Origin of the sequence: Paenibacillus sp. CR_12 (assembly GCF_041953985.1) — a bacterium.
Lineage (GTDB): Bacteria > Bacillota > Bacilli > Paenibacillales > Paenibacillaceae > Paenibacillus_AQ > Paenibacillus_AQ lautus_A.
On the sequence record NZ_JAVFHO010000002.1, the window covers coordinates 1277497 to 1297100 of the forward strand.

Sequence of the window (19604 nt, forward strand, 5' to 3'; positions counted from 1 at the left end):
ACCTGCCGGAGCCGCTCATTGACCATTCACAATCCTTCCCGTTATTGGCCAGACCTCAGAATCTGAAAAAGTGGCAATCATCTGAAATACGGTACATTCATCGCCGAAACTCCGCATCCTGTCCGGGTTCCTGCCTGTAAGACGGGGCTTTTACTATATACTCGCGAATTGACAGACAGGAGGGAAACTTTTACAATACGGACTAGAATCACCCAGCGAAAATGAGGAAGCACCCTTTTCGAATCTTGGATGTTCGTTCTTGTTACAATCCACTGATATCTGAAAAGAGGTGCTTTTCTTATGTACGGAAAACTTCATAGCGCCTGCTTGCACGGCATTGACGGCGTCATCATTCAAGTGGAGGTGGACCTCGCTAACGGGCTGCCGCAAACCGCCATCATCGGGCTGCCCGATTCCTCCATCCGCGAATCCGTCGAGCGAGTACGGGCGGCGATTAAAAACTGCGGTTTTACTTATCCACTGAAACGGGTGACCGTCAATCTTGCCCCTGCTGACCTGCGCAAGGAAGGTTCCTCCTTCGATCTGGCGATCGCCGTCGGCATTTTGCTGACAAGCGAGCAGTGGGCCTTCTCGAATGCCGATCGAATATTGATCATCGGCGAGCTTGCACTCGATGGCACGCTCAGGCCCGTGACGGGAGTTCTTCCGATGGTGGAACAAGCCCAAAAAGAAGGGTATGCCGGCGTTCTTCTTCCGCGGGAAAACGCGGCGGAAGCTGCTTTAATCGGAGGAATCGAGGTCTATGGGCTCGGTCATTTGAATGAGCTCGTCCCGAATCCACCAGCAGAAACCACTCGCCGTAGTGATGCAGCAGGAGATGGCACTGTTACCGTTTCGCTCTCACAGCTCCGGTACGACCGATCGATGAATGCAAGCAGATCGCAAGGAAGCAGCGATCAGGGCAAACAGCTTGAAGACTATAGGGACGTGATCGGGCAGCAGCATATCAAACGCGCCCTGATCATCGCCGCGGCCGGCATGCACAATATCCTTCTCATCGGGCCCCCCGGTACCGGTAAAACGATGCTGATGAAGCGCCTTCCCACCATACTTCCGCCGCTGGCCGACCAAGAAGCGTTGACGACGACGAAAATATTCAGCGCTGCCGGGAAGCTAAAACCATCCGATGGGCTGATGAAAAGACGTCCCTTCCGGTCTCCCCATCATACCATCTCAGCCGGCGGCCTCATCGGAGGAGGAACCATTCCGAAGCCGGGAGAGGTCAGTCTGGCCCATAAAGGCATTCTGTTCCTGGATGAGCTTCCCGAGTTCTCAAGGCATGTGCTGGAGGTGCTGCGTCAGCCTCTGGAGGATCGTGAGGTGACCATAAGCAGAGCACGGGCGGTTTTTACCTTCCCGGCGCATTTCATGCTGGCTTGTTCGATGAATCCCTGTCCGTGCGGTTACTACGGCAGCGACCATCCTCATCAGCGATGCACCTGCAGCGTTTCGCGGATCGCCCAATACCGGGCGAAAATCTCGGGCCCCTTGATGGACCGGATCGACCTTCAAGTGGACGTGCCTCGCCCCAAGGAATGGCCGGGAAGCACGCCGCCCCTATCCTCCGAGCACATGCGGGATCAGGTCTATGCGGCACAAGCAATTCAATTGAAACGCTATGACGGGCTGCCATTCGGCTGGAACAGCGAACTGTTCGGCAGCTTTCTGAGAAAACATGCGAGCCTGGACAAGGAGTCGGCAGAGCTCCTGCAAGCAACCATCGATACGCTGGGCCTGAGCATGCGCGCATATGACCGAATCCTGAAGTTGGCCCGAACCATCGCCGATCTCGAGGCATCCGACGGCATTCAAAGCCGGCATGTCGCCGAAGCGATTCAATACCGACAACTGGATCGCCAATATATAGCAACCGAAGAAACCCACCGTTTATGAAATGGAGTCGATACCCTATGATGATCAGACAGATGACCAATGAAGATCTAAATGTCCTTATCGAAATATGGCTGGCCGCTTCCAAAGAGGCGCATCATTTTATACCCGCCGAGTATTGGGAATCCAAACAGGAGGACATGCGGGAGGTATACCTCCCGATGGCCGAAACTTATCTATTGGAGGAGACAGGTCAAGTCCGGGGCTTTGTTTCCCTTGTAGGCGAGGATTTAGCGGCATTGTTCATCGATCCAAGCCGCCAAAATCAAGGATGGGGGAAAGCCCTTCTTCGCTATGCCATGGACCTTCGAGATACGTTGAAGCTTCGGGTATATGCGGATAACCAAAGGGCACTCCGCTTCTACGCGAAGAACGGTTTTGAACGCCTTGAAGAAACCGTGGATCCCGATACAGGGCAACAAGAGCATATTATGATTTGGAGCAAGAAAAAAGCCGAGAGGAAGGATAGCATGAGCGTTTCCATATTTCAGCATATCGACACCGTCTTTGTCCCCACGAGGAATATAAAAGCCGCTAAAGAATGGTACACAGGCGTTCTTGGGGGCAGAATCGGCTGGGAGAGCGAGCAAGGGGAGTATCAATGCATTCTGTTCGGACAAACCTCCCTTACCCTTTTCTCAACAGAAGAAGAGAGATACTTTGAGCGCCGGCATGCCCTGTTTAATTTTTTCGTTCCGAACGTGGAGGACGCATATCGGCATCTGAGGAAACAAAACGTACGGGTCGATACCATCCTGGAATACGGCGCAACCTATTTTACATTCTATGACCTGGACGACAATTGTCTGGAAGTATGCTCGTATTAAAGAGAACGGCCATTATGCAGAAACAGGTGAGGGATCAAGGGGCCCTCACCTGTTTCTATGGTTATTCTTATCGATTCGGATCAGATCCAACTTAAAATGCATTCTCGATATGATCCATCGAATCTGCCGTCATGTCTTCCCGGAGCATAACCGAAATGACGTCGAAACGTATCGTCCGTTCGTAATAACGCTTCTGGTGAACATACTGCTGGGCCGTGTTACGGACCTGCATCACTTTGCGGGCGTTCACGGACTCGGAGGGCGTGCCGAAGCGGGTCGTACCGCTTCGGCTCCTTACCTCGATCACCACAAGAGTCTCCCCTGTTTCCGCCACGATGTCCAATTCTCCAAAACGGCAGCGCCAGTTCCGGTCCAGAATCCGGTATCCTTTTTTAATCAGGGCGGCGGCCGCCAATTCTTCGGCAGCCGCTCCTTTTTGCTTGCGGTTGTCCTTTTTTCCGGATGGCGAGGTCATGACGGCATCATCCCTCCGTCCTTCGCTTGACGATCCGCACGATAAACATACGTCAGCACTTCCGCAACCAGCTGGTACAGCTCCTCCGGAATCTGCTGATCCAGATCCAGCTTGGAGAGAATCTCCACCAAGGCAGCATCTTCCTGCACGGGAACGCCATACTCTTTGGCTTTATCCAATATAGACTCCGCCAGTTTGCCTTGTCCCTTGGCAACCACGACCGGCGCTTCGCTTTCGCCGGGCGTATATTTAAGCGCAACCGCCTTTTTCATGGCGGTGATTGACCCTTCCTCTTTCTCTAGCTTGCTCATATCCGCATGTCCACCCCTTTATAAACCTGAGGGGTGTATTCGGCTGCCGTTCCCTGCACGGAATCTTCTGCTGCCGGCAGCGAATCCAGGGGCAGCGGTTCTGTTTTGACGCTCAGCAATTGGTAGCCGATCGACGAAACGGCTTGTGCCAACTCCTGCTTGGTCCCTTCGAACAGCTCCGCGGCAAATGGCTGATCATTCCGAAAGTTAAGGCTGACGATCCGGTCAACAACCTGCACATCGATCAGGGTCTGCCCCAGAAACTTCATATCCAGGTCGAACAACAGCCTGCAGTTGGTTGCATCCAGCTCGCCTTTACGGCCTCTGCGGGATTGAATATGTACGGACGCGGTCTGTTCCCCGTCGGCGCCATGCAAAGGTATGAACAGCGTGATCTGAGCGAACGGCGCCGTTCGATCGGTATTCAGCAAGAGCTGCTGGCCCGTTAAATGCTGAATGACCTGCTGGGCCGCTTCCTTCAGCGCCGGAGGCGCATCCTGGCTGGACAGCACCTGAAGCAGCACCCCTTTCAGGGTATCCTGCAGGGCAAGCGACGAATCCCCCGATGGCCCTGAAGCCATGGCGGCCGGATGCACGCCTTGGGTTATTTGCTGCTGTACGGTTGACGTTACCGGGTGCGTCAAGCCCGGCTGATTCGCGGCGCCGGTCTGAGCATTCGGAATACCCGGCGCCTGCTGGTTCGCGTTTGCCGCATTCCCTGGCGTGGCGGAGGCTCCTGGCATGTTCGCTGCTGCGCCCCCGCTGCCAGAGGCAGGAGTGGCGGGCAGGGAAGCTTGGGCTGCCGCAGCAGCGGTTGGCTGCGCTGCGGCCGGAGCCGGTACAGTTGCGCCTACAGCCGTTGGAGCAGCTGCCGATGCGGTCACGGCCGCATTCGCTCCGGGCGCGGCGGCGCCGTGAGCCGTGCCCGCGGCCGTGCCGCTTCCGGGCGTCGCGGCAGGCTGCCCGGCTGGCGCTGCTGGCACGGTGCTGCCACTGCGCGCCGCTTCGCCCGCGGGGCCCGTCCCGGCCCCGCGCAGGGCCTGCTGCTCGTGCTCCGCACCGAGCAGCTTCAAGAGCCGCCCCACCCACGGCTCCGCGCCGGGGGTGGGCGGCTTTGGCGAAGGGCCTGCGGCCCCTTCGCCAAGAGCTGCCGCCGGCCCTGTGGGCACGGCGGCGGGTTGTCCGGCGGCAGGCGCTGCCGTGCCGCCGCTGGCCCATGGCTGCGCGAGCTCGCCGCGCAGCTGCTGCAGCAGGCCCTGCAGCTTGGTCAGCAGCGCCTGCTGACCTGAGCCGGCCTGCGCGGCAACGCCGGCAGCATTGTTCGCTGCTGTTTGCTGCTGCGCGGCAGCGGTAGCCTCTGCGCCAGCTGCCGTCGAAGGCGCAGCGGACGCTGCATTTTTCCCGGCAGCCGCTGCGCCTCCGATACCGTTGCTTAGAGCAGACGTCAGCTGCTGCTCCAGCGACTGCAACAGCTGATGCAGCTGGGGTCCGAATACGGCCTGATGCAGTCCCTTTACGCTTTCAGGGCTAATCGGCAGTCCGCGGTGAAACGCGATCGCAGCCGACTCCGCCCATTCCGCGGCCGGGATCTGAGGAGGCTTTACGGCCAAAGCCTCTCGGAACATGGCAATATTGTCCTTCGTCAGGGGAACTCCCGCGTTCTGCATGCCCCGGATCATTTCGCGGTTTTCCTTCGTATCCGGTAGACCCGCAAAATCCAGCACCTCAGCCATGGATGAAGGGGACAACGGCTGTCCCGGCGTTTGGCTGAGAGGCTTAAGCACGGCTGTCCCTCCCTCTCCCGGCGGCTGAACCTGCAGCAGAGCCGTTTCCCCGGCTCGGAGCGGCGTTTCCAGCTTCGCTTTCACTTGAACGCCCTGGATCTGCACCACCGCTTCCTGCCCGTCCTCCGATACGTTCATAACGACACCGCGAACGACTTGACCCGGCTTAAGTTCCAACGTCTTGGCGTCTCCCGGCTTCTGCTCGCCCAGGAGTCCGCGAATCAACGATCCGATGTTCACGATAGTTCCTCCCACACCTTCTGTTTACCTTATATATCGGCAGCAGCCCGCCTTTTGACGAGGGCGGGCTGCATCGAAATCTAGAACAAGGACAATTGCTCAATCTCCATATTTTTCAAAAAGCTTCTTCTATGCATGGCGGTAGGTCCGTGCAGCTGCAGCTGTTCCCGGTGAAACTTGGTAGCATAGCCTTTATGTACGGCGATTCCGTATTCCGGATAACGCGCCTCCCATTCCCCCTCGCACAGCCTATCGCGGGTGACCTTGGCTATAATGGAAGCTGCCCCAATGGACTGGCTGTTGGCGTCCCCTTTAATGATGGCACGCTGGGGAATATCGCAATCCACCTTCTCGGCATCAACAAGCAGAAACTGTGGGGGAACCGCCAACTGCTCGATCGCCTTCTTCATCGCAAGTCTTGCCGCTTGTTTAATGTTAATGCGGTCAATCGTTTCCGCATCCACCAAACCGACGCCGACCGCCAGCGCCTGCTCCATGATAAGGTCGTATAGGGTTTCCCGCTTCTTGGCACTGAGTTTCTTCGAATCGTTAATTCCTTCAATGACCAGCCCCTCCGGCATAATGACCGCCGCAGCGACCACATCGCCGAACAAACAACCGCGGCCGACCTCGTCGATGCCTGCAATATGTATATAACGGCTCCAATACTCTCGCTCGTACATTAATAAATCTGTCATAGGTTTAACCCCTTTGGTTCCGAATTACCGTTTGTTGCCTATTCGTTCACACGGTGTATCGCATCTATTCTATCAATCTAGTAACTCTTCTAGAGTATCATACTCGCCAGGGAGCGTCACCCTTTTATCCCGTTCCGCATCCCGGCAGGAATGGGTTCGTCCATCGGCGAACCATCGGTTATACTCCCCGAAAAAAAGAGCCGCCGACAGCGGCAGCTCTTCCCTTTATTCGATTTATCGATCCTTGGCTTCAAAGCCCAAGCCGCCATCGCTGACGATCCGAAGCGGCATCCGGCTCATTCAATTCCAGCCCCGAACCGTCAGCCTTTACGGCAAGCGCCCGTCCATCGTGGACGGATCGGATGGTTACCGTATCATCTTCCTGACGTTCTACTCTCCACCGCTGATTGTTATAACCGAGATACGTGTATAACTGAATCCGGTTCAGCCCGGTATCCACATCCAAAGCCTTCCCTTCCGGCGTGCGAATGGAATACGTGCCTTCTTCTCCTGTCGGTACCCATACCCATAGCAGGTTGCCCGTACCCGTTGATTCCTTCACGGTAACGGGTTCGCCGTTTACGGATTTCTCGGTATGGATCGCCTTGTTCACGGCTTCGTTCGTGATGCTGGTTTTCGTCAGTCGAGCTTCAGACGAATGACGGACGTAGACATTTTGATAGGAAGCCTGTCCGCCGAACACATTGACCCCAAAATGTCCTTCGGCAAATGTCCCGTCCATCACATCGATTACCGTCTTCCCGTCCACGCCGACTTGAATATGCGGACCTTTCGCTTCAATCCTCAGGTGATAAGCTCTTCCCCCTTGGATAAAGCCGGGGACGCTGGCCAGGACTTGACGTTCCTCGAATCGACCTTCGACCATGTAGAAGAGCCGAATCGACTTCAAACCAGGATCCAAATTCAGATAATATCCGCTGCGGCCGTCCCCGCTTGCCCGAAACAGCATGGATCCGGCACCGCCTGCTTCCCCAAGCCGCATGTCTCCCTCGAACGTGAAGTCTCCTGCCCTCTCTTGCGCCATATAATTAGCATCGCTCGAATGGCTGCCCCGGATTCCATGCTCGGTAAGGACCCACTTCGAGGCGTTAAGATCCGGTTTCCATCCCGTCAGATTCGTTTTGAATGTTCCGCTTGAGACCAACACGCGGGTGCTCGCCGATATTTTTCCGTTTGGGGTTGAGGCCGTAATGACGGCTTCTCCCGCATTCGCCGCTTTCAATACGGCATGGGTCTCATCGGATGAAATAATCCGGACCGTATCGGGATGACTGGATGTCCATACCAAAGGTTTCTTCCCGTTGCCCGGGACACGATCCATGGCAGCGTACAAAGATTCGGTCTGTCCCCGGGACAGGTCCAGCTCGTATGAATCCAACAGGATGCGGGAAGCAGGCTCCGATGGATCAAGAGGCCTCCACACAGAATCCAGCTCATGCACCTTCAGGGATTTCAGCTTTACTTGGCCGCCTAGAGTGTAAAAGCTCATCCCCCGTCTGGCCCGATCCGGAAAAATAACGTCCGAGAACACAATGTTTCCGTCATTGCCGAACACCTCGACGGAAGATTCATCGACATAAATACGCAGCTTGACCACTCCATCTACGGGGTGCAGCAAAGCTTTGTGTTCGGTCGAGAACAGGCTGGAGAAATCCGTGGTTCCCGATGCCGAACGGTCAATGAACATGTGATGCGCGGAGTTGTTATAACCGACCACCGTCTGTTGTCCGCCGCCTTCCCGCAGCCGGAAGCCGAATTCCAGCTCGCTGCTGTCTGTCGGAATCTCGACTTCCGCCTCGATTTCAAACGCGCCGGCCTGAATCCCCTTTAACACATTCTGCGAGGTCTCCGTCACTTGCCTGTTATTCACATGGATTACCGTATTCCGGAGGGTCTCTAGCTCAGAGATTGGAGACTGGTGCAGACGTATCCCCTCACTCGTCGTTCTGAGCGACAGCTCTCTAGGGATGGTCAGCTGACCTTTCCAGCCCGAAGTCGGAAAACTGAAGGGGTAATCCCAGTTCGTCATCCATGCCAGCATGATTCTTCGATTGTCCGGCAGGTCGGAGAAAGACATGGAGGCGTAGAATTCCTTGCCCCAATCCGTTCTCAGCACGGTCCCGGCCGTATGATCATTCATAAATTTGCCGTCTGGCGTCACATCGCCGATAAAATATTCCGCATCGGAGCCTTGGGTGTTCGGATTAGCGCCGCTGCTGATCATCAACACCCATTTGCGCTGACCGGAGCCGTCCACGGCAAGCTGAAACAGATCCGGGCATTCCCACACGCCTCCACGGATATATTCCCCATACCCGAAACGGTCCGTTAAGGTCCAATCGACCAGATTGTCGGAGGTAAAGAAACGGATATGATCTCCCCCTGATACCACCATGATCCAGCGGTTGTTGGCTTCATCCCGTACCACTTTAGGATCGCGAAAATCCCATCCTCCCGGATCATCGCCCTGTTTGCCCGGGTTCTCGATGAGGATCGGCCGTTCTTTCGAATACGTCCAGGTCCGTCCGTGATCGGTGCTGTAAGCGAGTCCGATCTTCTGATTCCCGCCCGGCCGATCAGGATTGAAGGATGTGTAGTAGGCAATGAGCCCTTTGCCTCCAGAATCCCCGAACAGGCCTGAAGCGTTCGTTGTATCGGCTACGGCAGAACCCGACCAGACATGTCCGAGATCGTTCCAAGGCAGTGCGATCGGCAGCCGGTTCCAATGCACCAGATCCCGGCTGACCGCATGCGCCCACTGGCCTCCGTCCTGATGGAAGAGATGATACTCCCCCTCAAAATAGACCAATCCGTTCGGATCGCTTGCCGAGCCTCGGATTGGGCTATAGTGATACTGCGGACGATATTCCTCTGTATAATAATCCGCCATCGGGGTTACGTAAACGTCCTGAAAGTAAGCCGTTCCGGACTTTACCTTCATCCCGATCGATCCACCCGCGTAACTTCCGTCGGATACGCGGATCGCAGCGGGTTCGTAACCATCTACAGCCATTTGAATACTGTCTCCGGAGATGTGGATCTCCACATGGTGCGCACTTCTTGGCAGGCTTGGGTAGGTACGGCTCGATGCGCCAATCACCTTTCCATCCGAGGTTTCCAGCGTTACCCGGACCTGATCATCCTCTCTCCTGAATACGGCTTCGTATCCCTCCGTTCCTTGATCGTTCCCTCTCCAATAGAACCCGGCTTCAGCCTGTCCCCCTAAGGTGATATTGCCTTCCAGCACATAATCCGCAGCCGCATTCTTATAGATCCTGTAGGCTTCGAGCCCCTTCGATGCCGATCCCTTAAGCCCTATGATGTCAGGCTGCCAGTCCCCGCTCGTATTTGCCGGTCCGAACAGGTTGCCTTTCCACTCGCTCACCTTGATATTTTGAAACAGGGCGGAACCGTCCCACACATGAAGACCCAGGTATCCTGTGGAATAAGCCGTATCATCGACTTCAATCATCGGTTCATATTGGCTTCCCCAATATACCTCGATATTGCTGCCTACCACCTTGACCTTAAGGTGAACGATGTCCCCCCGACTCAACGCGACCGCTTTTTCCACCTTCAATCTTCCATTCCCTTCGCGGGCATCCTTGAGGCGTACCAAGCCTGCGCTGGGCACGATTTGCAGCATATACGATGACCAGCCGTCAACGCTTGAACGAAAGACCAGCGAAGCATCTGCTTGCATATCCGTAATCATCACATCGGCTTCATAGACAAAATCATCCGCTCTGGTTGCGGAGATCGCCGCTGCGTTCTCACTTGAATCGGAACTAAGCCGTAAACCTTCTGCCGTTTGTTCCATCCTGCCGTTGCCCTTCAACTCCCACCCCTCGAGGTTGGTATTTACATTGGATGCGCTTTCAAAAATGTCGTTTTCTCCTTTCCCCTTCAAAGCTGCATTCTCTTCATGGATCGCTGACGCCGCCCATGCCGAATCCGGAACGACGCTTGTCGCCAGCAACAAGGTCATCGTGATCGTAGACATCGTGCGCAGCAACTTTGTATGTACACCCTGCGGTAATTTCATATATCCACCTCTTTTCGATTCTTTACCCCACGTTATATAGGTAGGAAGGAACAGCCCGAACAATCGGGCTGATCTCCTGATGACAGACCTGTTTAGGATTGCGAATCTTGCCATGCCCGGATTCCCAGAGCCAATGCTCCGCATAACCCGGACTGAGTGCCTAATACTGGGGGAACTATATAATGTTCGATATCATGTACAATTTCGTCGGCAAGCACATATCCGTTCAAATTGCGCCTCACCTCTGCACGAATGAGGGGATACAGCTGAGCCTGCTGCATAACGCCGCCGCCCAGTATGATCTTCTCCGGGGAATTCGTCAGAATCAGTCCGGTAATGGACTGCGCTATATAATAGGCTTCGATTTCCCAAGCGGGATGGTCGGCCGGCAGCAGATGTCCTTTCAACCCCCATCGGGCTTCAAGCGCCGGTCCAGCTGCCAATCCTTCCAAGCAATCGCCATGGTAAGGACAGGTTCCTCCAAAGGCATCTTCGGTATGGCGTCTCACGGGAACATGCCCGCCCTCCGGATGTACCAATCCATGAACCAGCCGGCCTTCGGAATAAAGGCCGATCCCAAGACCTGTACCCACCGTATAATAAGCGCAGCTGTTCAGCCCCTTGGCCGCTCCCCAAGTCGCCTCGCCCAATGCAGCTGCATTGACATCCGTATCCCAGCCAAAGGGAATATCCATATGCGACTTCATGTTACCGAGGACATTGATCTGCGACCAACCATGTTTCGGTGTTGACGTTACATACCCGTATGTCGGGCTCTCCGGCTTCAGATCGATGGGTCCAAACGATCCGATGCCAATGGCTTCCACCTCATGGTCCTGGAAATAGGAAATGGCTCTGGATAATGTGCCCTCCGGCGGTCCTGTCGGAAAGCTGATGCGATCCTCGACGATTCCGTTTTCATTCCCGATACCGCAGACAAATTTGGTGCCGCCCGCTTCCACTGCTCCAATACGCATAACGCCGAATCTCCTTATTACTCATTCATCGTACTTTTACTGGCCACTAGATGAAGAAAACTCATAGACTTGCAGGGACTCTATCACCTTCCGGCCATCATCGGCAAATACGGTTATTCCCGTTGAAGCAGGATCAGGATAAATCAAATCCGTGATCACCGCCTGCCCGCGATCCGCGAACAGTTCCACGGACGAACGATCCACGAAAATCCGCATCTCCAGAATAGAGCCCGATGTCTGTAGCGGTGCCGAATGCTTGCCCGGGAAATCCTTATGGAAATCCGCCTGCCCTGAACGGCTGCGATCCACGTAAACCTCGGCAGCTCTTGCATCCCAGCCAACCAAGGTCTCTTGCCCTAATCCTGTCCTTACTTTCAAACCAAGCGAAAATGCAGCATCAAAGCGGACAAGGATCTCGCTGCTCTCCAACTGCAGATCGGCTAACCGGACAGCGGCTTCATCCACAGCGATACCATGCAAGGAAAGCAACTCGGTGCGGTGCGCTTCCATTTCTCGAACCGGCTGCTGCGTTAGCATGACTTCGCCTTCCAGCGTCTCCAGCTTGAGTTCCCGGACCAAGGTCATGGCTCCCCTCCAACCATCCGTTGGCGTCAGGTTTGCGTATTTCCAATTGCTCATCCAGCCGATGAACAGCCTTCTGCCATCCGCTGCCGGAATGTCCGACCAGCTGACCCCGGCATAATTATCTCTGCCGTAATCCAGCCACCGTACTTCACCTTTGGAGCGTTCATCCGGCATAAACGTTGTCCCGTCAAAATCTCCAATGAAATATTGCGTTCTGGAGCCCTCGACGAAGGCCGGATCATCCCCAATGCTGACAAGCATGACCCATCGCACTCCACTGTCTTCCGTTGCAAGGGGGAACAGGTCCGGACATTCCCAGACCCCATCATGAAATCCGATGCCCTCTCCAAACTCGCTGGCAAATACCCATTCCTTTAAGTTTGAAGATCGATAGAGACATACCGTCTGCCCGCATGCCACAATCATCACCCACTGCGACGACGGCTCATGCCAGAACACTTTGGGATCCCGAAAATCAACATAGCTGTCATGGCTAAGGACCGGATTGCCGTCATACTTCTTCCACGTTCTTCCTTCGTCCTTGCTGTACGCCAGACTTTGGTACTGCATCATTTGCTGAGCGCCCGGCACATCATGATGGTGCGTGAAGATCGCCACAAGCCCGGGCTCTTCGTCGAAAAATCCGCTGGTATTGTCCCAGTCCACAACCGCACTGCCTGAGAAGATCGTGCCATGCTCATCCGGCGCTAACGCAATGGGGAGCTCTTTCCAGGAAACCAGATCCTTGCTGACCGCATGTCCCCAGTGCATGGGTCCCCATGTGGTGCCAAATGGGTGATGCTGATAAAACAAATGGTATTCCCCATTAAAATAGACCATGCCGTTAGGATCATTCATCCAGTTCTTCTGAGGTGAAAAATGGTAGGCATTCCGATAGTTTTGCTGTTCCGTGTTCGTCATTTGTGATCTCCTTCATTATCGTTATCATGGATTTACGACCGTACTTCAACGATATGCAGGAACGGCCGCTCGATTCCACTCGGTTACTTCATGTTTCTGTCGTATCCCGTTTGTTTGATCGTCAGCCACTCCTGAAGCCCAAGTCGATCCAATTCCTTCAGATAAGCATCCCATTCCTGATCTACTTTTCCATTCTGATACCATTCGGTGCGCATTCTTTCCAGGTAAGGGAACAAGTCCGCTTCAATCGTGGATAAGCGATCCAACTCGTCGATGGAGAAGAATACTTTCGGGTATGTATTCTCCGCTTTCATGTGCGGTACCATGACGTCTTTCATGAGTTTGAGCCTCCACGCCGCATCATCCGGCATCGTGGTGTATTTTCCATAATACTCGTCCAGGATCGCAAGCGGCCCCGCGATGCTTGTTTTTTGTCTAAGCTCTACCGGAGCCGTGCCTTCAAGCGGAAGGTGCTTCAGCATCCCTTTGGCTTCATCCAGCTCAAAAATATTCTGCTGGGTATCGTCGCCGTAAGTTCCCCAGTTGTTCTGAACCGATTGGAGCGGTTCATACATGGCATCAATCCATTTTGCCGTTTCTTCCAGCTTCTTGTTGCTGCTGGTAATGACCAATCTTCCCCGGTCCAGTCCGATTCCGTTCGTCCTCGTTACATTGATCTCGCCGGTTGGCCCTGCAAGCGGCGGCATCAGATCATACGTATCATTCATGCCCGTGATGTTGGCTTTATCCCACGTAAAATACATGCCGTACCGATGGTCTTTTCCCTTGGCCAGGTAGGTATTCCAATCCTGCTGGAATGCTTCGATGTCGATTAATCCCTCTTCATACAATTCGTGAATGAATGCTATGGCTTCCTTATACCCTTCCTCTGCGGCGGTGAACACCACCTTGCCGTCATCCGTAACAACGGTGTGATCCCAGTTCTCGCCCAAGCCGAATGAAGCAAACAGGAATGTCAGATCCTCCCCGCCCGGCTTATTAATGAAGGAAAGCGGTATTTCGTCAGCCTGTCCGTTGCCGTTCGGATCTTGGGTTTTGAACGCCTTTAATACGGTTTTCAGCTCTTCCGTCGTAGTTGGCATATCCAGCCCCAGGGCGTCGAGCCACTCCACGTTAATCCATGGGAAGTTATCCACCGATTGAATCCGCTCTTTCCCTGAGCCCAACTCCTCGATCCATGGAAAGGAATAAATATGCCCATCCGGCGCCGTAATCATGTTGACGTATTCCGGTGCTTCCTCCAGCACTTTTTTCAGATTGGGCATATGCTGTTCGATTAAATCCTCCACGGGAATGATGACTCCGTCCTTTGCCAGCTTCAGCAGATCGTAATCTCCGTACCCCGCATCGAAGATGGCATCGGGCAAATCTCCGCTCGCTACGGCCAGATTGCGTTTTTCCGCAAATACATCGCTTGTATAATTCTTCCACTGGATGTGAATACCCGTTTTCTCCTCCAGGCGCTTGTTGATCAGCTTCTCGTTAGGGTCGGCAGGAGCCAGCGGCGAACTTTGCGTCAGGACGTTCAAGGTGACTTTACCGTCCGGCGACTCATTTGAGGCTTCCCCGCCCTTGCCGCACCCGGACAAGAGCAGCACGGCTGCCAGAGCTGTCAGGGTTACCGCTTTTTTACCGTTATGTTTCTTGGATCTCTTCGTATTCATATCAATGACCTCCCGAATCCTGTATTTGGATAACTATGTTGAAGCGGCCCGCTATTTGAGAGAGCCTACCATAACACCTTTCTCGAAGTACTTTTGGAAGAACGGATACATAATCAATAGCGGAAGGCTGGAGATCACGATCGCCGAATATTTAATCATTTCCGAGAGCCGTTTCAGTTCCGCCATCGCAAGCTGGTCGCTGATCATGCCCGGCGCAGCCTGGTTTTGTATGAGAATCGATCGTAGAACGAGCTGCAGCGGGTGCAGCTTGGGATCGTCCAGATAGATCATGGCATCGAAGAATGCGTTCCACTGGCCCACGAAGGCATACAGGGCGAGCACAAAGATAATGGGTTTGGATAACGGCAGAACGATCCGGACAAAGATTTTCATATCGGTAGCCCCATCCACATTGGCGGCCTCTTTCAATTCATTCGGCACTCCTTTGAAGAAGGTTCGTGACAAAATGATGTTCCACACATTCACCGCGCCGGGGATGATCACGGCCCATACCGTATTGAGCATGCCAAGCTCCCTTACAAGCAAATACGTAGGGATCAGTCCGCCTCCGAAAAAAATGGTGATAATGAACAACGTCATGAAAAAATGGCGTCCGGCCAGCCGGTTCTCCGAAAGCGCGTATCCCGCACAGACCGAAACCGTTACCGTGAGAAGCGCAAATGCCGTCGAATACAAAACGGCATTGCCAAATCCGCGGAGCATCGCGGGATTGGACAGAATCATCTGATATCCTTCCAGGCTCCAATCGGAGATTTTAAAAGATAGTCCTTGATTCAGCAGCACGGTGGGATCCATGAACGAGGCCACCACAATGTAAACCAAGGGAACGACAACGACCAGTACGGCAAGCGTTAAAAAGATCGCGTTTAATGACAACAGAAAGCGGTCGAAGCGAGAATGTTTGACGGCCATGAGTATGACTCCTTTCCTAGTAGAGGCCTTCGCCTTCATTGAGTTTTCTGACAATAAAGTTCACCGTTACGAGCAAAATGACATTGATGACGGAGTTGAATAAACCAACGGCTGCCGAGTACGCATAATCGCCTGACTGTAAGCCGACCTTGTACACATAGGTAGCGATAATCTCCGAAGTAGGAAGATTCATCGAGGTTTGCATCAGATACGCCTTTTCAAAGCCTATGGACATAATGCCACCCGCCGCCAGTATGAAGACGATCGCCATAATCGGCCTAATCGTAGGCAGATCGATATGTCGGATGCGCTGGAGAAGGTTAGCTCCGTCCAGGCTGGCCGCGTTATGCAGCTCGGGGTCCACATTCGCAAGAGCAGCTACATAGATGATGGAGGCCCATCCGGCACCCTGCCATATATCTGATAGAATATAAATCCACCTGAAGTATTCCGGCTGCGACATAAACATCAGCGGACTTCCCGTCATCCAAATGACCAATTGATTGATCGGCCCCGTCGGGGACAAGAAGATAAACAGCATCCCGACAATGACGACCACCGAGATGAAATTGGGCGCGTACAGGAACAATTGAATATTTTTCTTGACTGCCGCTTTGCGAACCTGGTTTAACATGAGCGCAAGCAGGATCGGCACCGGAAAGCTAAAGATAAGACCAAAAAAACTCAATTTAAGCGTATTCATAAAAATGACGTCAAAATTTGGCGAGGCGATAAATTTTTCAAAATGCTTGAGCCCGACCCACTCGCTCCCGAGGATTCCTTTAATCGGGCTGAAATCCTTAAATGCGATAACGGCACCGTACATCGGAACGTACTTGAAAATAAGGGTCAATATAAGCGCCGGGGCCAGCAGTATGTACAGAAAATAGTTTTTCTTGATGAAAGCGAGCGTTCGACCTGCGGAGCTCCGTCCCCTGATTACCCCTGCCCCCTGATTGGCTGGTTCCACTGAATGTCTCAAACCTGTTCCCCCGTTCTTTCTAGAGAAGTTTACATATTGCTTACAGAAAAGGCTTTCATTTTTCACTTATGTTGAATGTCGCTTTTACAATTTATCAAATGATGTAACATCAGTCAATAGTATTTGTAAAATTTAATTTGTGCAATTGACAACATTATTTGTTCATTTATTTCCTCTTCCATTCATAAAAATGAGCAACAGAAGCTCTTTTCCTTATAAAGTTGGAAGGATTTATTATTTTTTTCCTTGTTAGATGATGTTTCAGCCAATATAAATAAATGGCAACCAGGAAAATGACAAAACCTCTTCTGTTTAAATGTTAAATATATTGTGCATTTGTAAAGTCAAGGTTGCTATTTGGGCTAATCTATTATACATTTGATTTAAGATATTCAGAGGTCATAAGCGACTGGAAGAAACAGCGGACCTTCGCATGAACTTGATCATTTGAGGTGAAATCAGATACATGACGAAAGAAAAAGTCACAATTCAAGATATTGCCGATGCACTGGGGATCTCCAGAAACACGGCATCCAAGGCTCTGAACGGAAGCGAAAGTATTCCGGACGAGACGCGCAGCAAGGTTATCCGAAAAGCGATTGAACTGAAATACAAACAGTTTGCTTTCATGGAGACGGACAATCTGCTGACCAAAAACCCGGGAAACATCGCTCTTCTGACGGCGAATCTCCCAAGCACCTCCCATTTTGGCTCGCGATTAATCAGCGGGCTTGAGAAACGAATCAGCGCGGAAGGATATAACCTGTCCATTCATATTGTCCGTGACATCGATCGAAGCTCTCGGACGCTGCCTAACAATTTTGAATCCTCCAAAGTGGATGGCATCATATGTATCGAGTTATTTGATATGGACTACAGCAAGGAGCTCACAAGCCTGGGCCTGCCTACCGTATTTATCGATTGTGCCGCTGACATGTTCTACCCGGACTTGCAGGCGGATTTGCTTCTGATGGAGAATGAACACAGCACCTGCCACATGACCAAGCAGCTCATCGAGCAGGGCAACGCGTCTTTGGGATTCATCGGGGACATCCGGCATTGCAAGAGCTTTAACGAACGCTGGGTGGGATTTAATCGGGCTTTGACCGAGATGGGGGTCCGGCTGGATCCGGAACAGTGTGTCCTAAACCCGGACCGCGAGTTTTTCTCCGAGTCCGACTGGATGGAGAAGCGGCTGAAACAGATGAAACAGTTGCCGTCCGCTTTTGTATGCGCCAATGATTTTATTGCGGTCAATGTGATGAAAGCCTTGAAGAATAGCCATATCGCCATCCCCGGCGACATTGCCGTATGCGGCTTCGATAATGCGCCTGAATCGCGCATCGTTGAACCCCATTTATCAACGGTACATATCTATAGCGATGAAATGGGAATTGCTGCGGCTAATATGCTGTTGTCCCGGGTGAAAGAGCCGGCGTTGCCCTATCAAGTCACCCATATCCAAACCAAGCCGATCTTCAGGGCATCGACCGAAAAAACAGACTAGTTTTATCCTTTTTAAGAAAAAAGAACCGTTCTGCCGGTATTCGGCTGAACGGTTCTTTCGGTTTAATGGGGTGGGAGAGACAGTGCATTCTCCCTTAAACGAATCAATAAGGCGATTCCATGGAATACCGCCCAAGCTTCCCTGCGCGAAGCTCACGCAGGAATAGGCTTGAGGCTTTTTCCAGATCGACTCTTCCGCCGCTTACGATGCAGCCGCGTTTTCTTCCGATCGCCTCCATGACCGCGACGATTTCATCCGGGTTGTCCAGATCCGTCGGGCGCTCCTTTAGGTCAAAGCGCTCGCTCATCGTTTCCCAGTAATAGTTGGCGAAATATTTGATCGCAAAAAAGGCAATATCCTCTACGTTCAATATTTCCTCTTTGATGGCACCGGTTACCGCTAAGCGGTATCCTACATTCTGATCCTCGAACTTCGGCCACAAAATACCGGGGGTATCCAGCAATTCCATCTCACCGCCGGCCACCTTGATCCACTGCTGCCCTTTCGTGACGCCCGGACGGTCTCCCGTCTCCGCGATGTTACGACCGGCAAGCCGGTTAATCAGCGTGGATTTGCCAACATTCGGTATGCCTACAATCAACACGCGCATCGCTCGCGGGTTCATGCCCTTGGCGATTTGTTTGTCGATCTTCTCTTTCAGCAGCAGCTTAATCTGGTTCGGAATATCCTTAACGCCTGTCCCCGTGGATGCATCGACGGGAAAAGCCGTCAGTCCGTTTTCTTTAAAATAGGCCTGCCATTGCCTTGTAACCTCAGGATCGGCCAAATCGGCTTTATTCATAATAACGAGCCGCGGCTTGCCCTGCAAAATCTCGTCGATCATCGGATTTCGGCTTGAGAGCGGAAGCCTCGCATCGATCAGTTCTATAACGGCATCGATCAGCTTCAGCTTCTCCTGAATTTGACGGCGCGCTTTGGTCATATGTCCAGGAAACCATTGTATTGTCAAACGTCGTCACCTCTACTTTGCTCTGCAAACTTTCATCGTTTCTATAGCGCCATGCGGCTGGCTAATGGTTGATGAGCCCTATGTCTTTAATCGGCCAGAAAATCAAGTCTGCTCGACCGATAATATCCCCCAAAGGAACATATCCTATCATTCGGGAGTCGGTACTGTTGGAGCGGTTATCCCCCATCACGAACACATGGCCCTCAGGGACAACGCCGTCCTGAACAAACGAGTTCGGAAAATCCGTGTTATTGTATAATCGATTTTCAGCATGGGCTTGATCAATTGCTTCCTGTATGTAGGTTTCATTCACAGGTTCCCCGTTGACAAGCACTTTATCGCCTTCCACTTTAACCGTATCACCGGCAACCGCGATCACGCGTTTAATGAAATCCCTGCCCTCGTCAGGAACATGGAACACGATAACTTCGCCACGCTCGGGTTTGCGGATATCATATAAAATCTCGTTGACGATCAGCTTCTGATTCGAAACAAAGTTAGGTTCCATCGATGGTCCCTGCACAATAAACGGTTTAAAGAGAAGCCAGCGAATGAGAACGACGAGAACCAGCGCAATGAGAAGAGCCTTCAGCCATTCTACAAGCTCGTTCTTAGCCTTTTTGGCCGGTTTCCCCACGTTGGTTTCAATGGCCTCCTGGTGTTGATCTTTCTCCATAATCCACCGTCCTTCCCTATAGATCGCTTTCGCATGATAACGATTTTTGGATATAC

At 52.8% G+C, this 19604-nt stretch carries 15 protein-coding genes; 3 read left to right on the forward strand and 12 right to left on the reverse strand.

The features are described 5' to 3' along the window. Window positions 1-300 precede the first annotated feature (300 nt). Window positions 301-1914 carry a YifB family Mg chelatase-like AAA ATPase gene (locus RB297_RS09545; protein ID WP_375120313.1) on the forward strand — a complete coding sequence of 538 codons (1614 nt, stop codon included), beginning with the start codon at window positions 301-303 and terminating at the stop codon, window positions 1912-1914. Window positions 1915-1931: 17 nt separating this feature from the next. Beyond that, window positions 1932-2738, forward strand: a complete 807-nt coding sequence (locus RB297_RS09550; protein WP_375120314.1) for an N-acetyltransferase — start codon at window positions 1932-1934, stop codon at window positions 2736-2738. 91 nt (window positions 2739-2829) lie between these two features. Here RB297_RS09550 and RB297_RS09555 read toward each other — a convergent pair whose 3' ends face one another. From RB297_RS09555 to RB297_RS09600, 10 genes are all read right to left on the reverse strand, one after another. Continuing rightward, complete coding sequence (locus tag RB297_RS09555) at window positions 2830-3213, reverse strand: YraN family protein (RefSeq protein WP_192571266.1); 384 nt, start codon at window positions 3211-3213, stop codon at window positions 2830-2832. Continuing rightward, on the reverse strand, window positions 3210-3524 hold the full coding sequence (locus RB297_RS09560) for an EscU/YscU/HrcU family type III secretion system export apparatus switch protein (protein WP_375120315.1): 315 nt from the start codon (window positions 3522-3524) through the stop codon (window positions 3210-3212). Before RB297_RS09560 ends, RB297_RS09555 begins: the two co-directional genes overlap by 4 nt. Next, on the reverse strand, window positions 3521-5548 hold the full coding sequence (locus RB297_RS09565; protein WP_375120316.1) for a hypothetical protein: 2028 nt from the start codon (window positions 5546-5548) through the stop codon (window positions 3521-3523). The genes RB297_RS09560 and RB297_RS09565 overlap by 4 nt, the downstream gene beginning before the upstream one ends. Before the next feature lie 80 nt (window positions 5549-5628). Next, window positions 5629-6246, reverse strand: coding sequence for a ribonuclease HII (locus RB297_RS09570; RefSeq protein WP_009590921.1), 618 nt, complete (start codon window positions 6244-6246; stop codon window positions 5629-5631). 250 nt (window positions 6247-6496) lie between these two features. Beyond that, window positions 6497-10312, reverse strand: coding sequence for a GH32 C-terminal domain-containing protein (locus RB297_RS09575; RefSeq protein ID WP_375120317.1), 3816 nt, complete (start codon window positions 10310-10312; stop codon window positions 6497-6499). A gap of 92 nt (window positions 10313-10404) precedes the next feature. Beyond that, window positions 10405-11289 carry an ROK family protein gene (locus RB297_RS09580; protein WP_375120318.1) on the reverse strand — a complete coding sequence of 295 codons (885 nt, stop codon included), beginning with the start codon at window positions 11287-11289 and terminating at the stop codon, window positions 10405-10407. A 36-nt stretch (window positions 11290-11325) separates the two neighbouring features. Further along, a complete protein-coding gene (locus RB297_RS09585; RefSeq protein WP_375120319.1) occupies window positions 11326-12795 on the reverse strand; it encodes a glycoside hydrolase family 32 protein in 1470 nt (489 codons plus the stop codon). A gap of 83 nt (window positions 12796-12878) precedes the next feature. Then, on the reverse strand, window positions 12879-14480 hold the full coding sequence (locus RB297_RS09590; RefSeq protein WP_375120320.1) for an ABC transporter substrate-binding protein: 1602 nt from the start codon (window positions 14478-14480) through the stop codon (window positions 12879-12881). Between the two features lie 51 nt (window positions 14481-14531). Next, on the reverse strand, window positions 14532-15413 hold the full coding sequence (locus RB297_RS09595) for a carbohydrate ABC transporter permease (RefSeq protein ID WP_096774532.1): 882 nt from the start codon (window positions 15411-15413) through the stop codon (window positions 14532-14534). A 16-nt stretch (window positions 15414-15429) separates the two neighbouring features. Continuing rightward, window positions 15430-16353, reverse strand: a complete 924-nt coding sequence (locus RB297_RS09600; RefSeq protein WP_228468976.1) for an ABC transporter permease — start codon at window positions 16351-16353, stop codon at window positions 15430-15432. A 508-nt stretch (window positions 16354-16861) separates the two neighbouring features. On the opposite strand from RB297_RS09600, the gene RB297_RS09605 reads away from it, so the two are divergent. Next, entirely contained in the window at window positions 16862-17902 is a 1041-nt protein-coding gene (locus RB297_RS09605; RefSeq protein WP_096774534.1) for a LacI family DNA-binding transcriptional regulator, read from the forward strand. 103 nt (window positions 17903-18005) lie between these two features. On the opposite strand, the gene ylqF is transcribed toward RB297_RS09605, so the two are convergent. Then, window positions 18006-18872 carry a ribosome biogenesis GTPase YlqF gene (gene ylqF / locus RB297_RS09610; protein WP_192571259.1) on the reverse strand — a complete coding sequence of 289 codons (867 nt, stop codon included), beginning with the start codon at window positions 18870-18872 and terminating at the stop codon, window positions 18006-18008. Between the two features lie 61 nt (window positions 18873-18933). Next, window positions 18934-19548 (reverse strand): signal peptidase I, encoded by a 615-nt coding sequence (gene lepB / locus RB297_RS09615; RefSeq protein ID WP_036663956.1) that lies wholly within the window; start codon window positions 19546-19548, stop codon window positions 18934-18936. Between the last annotated feature and the right edge of the window lie 56 nt (window positions 19549-19604).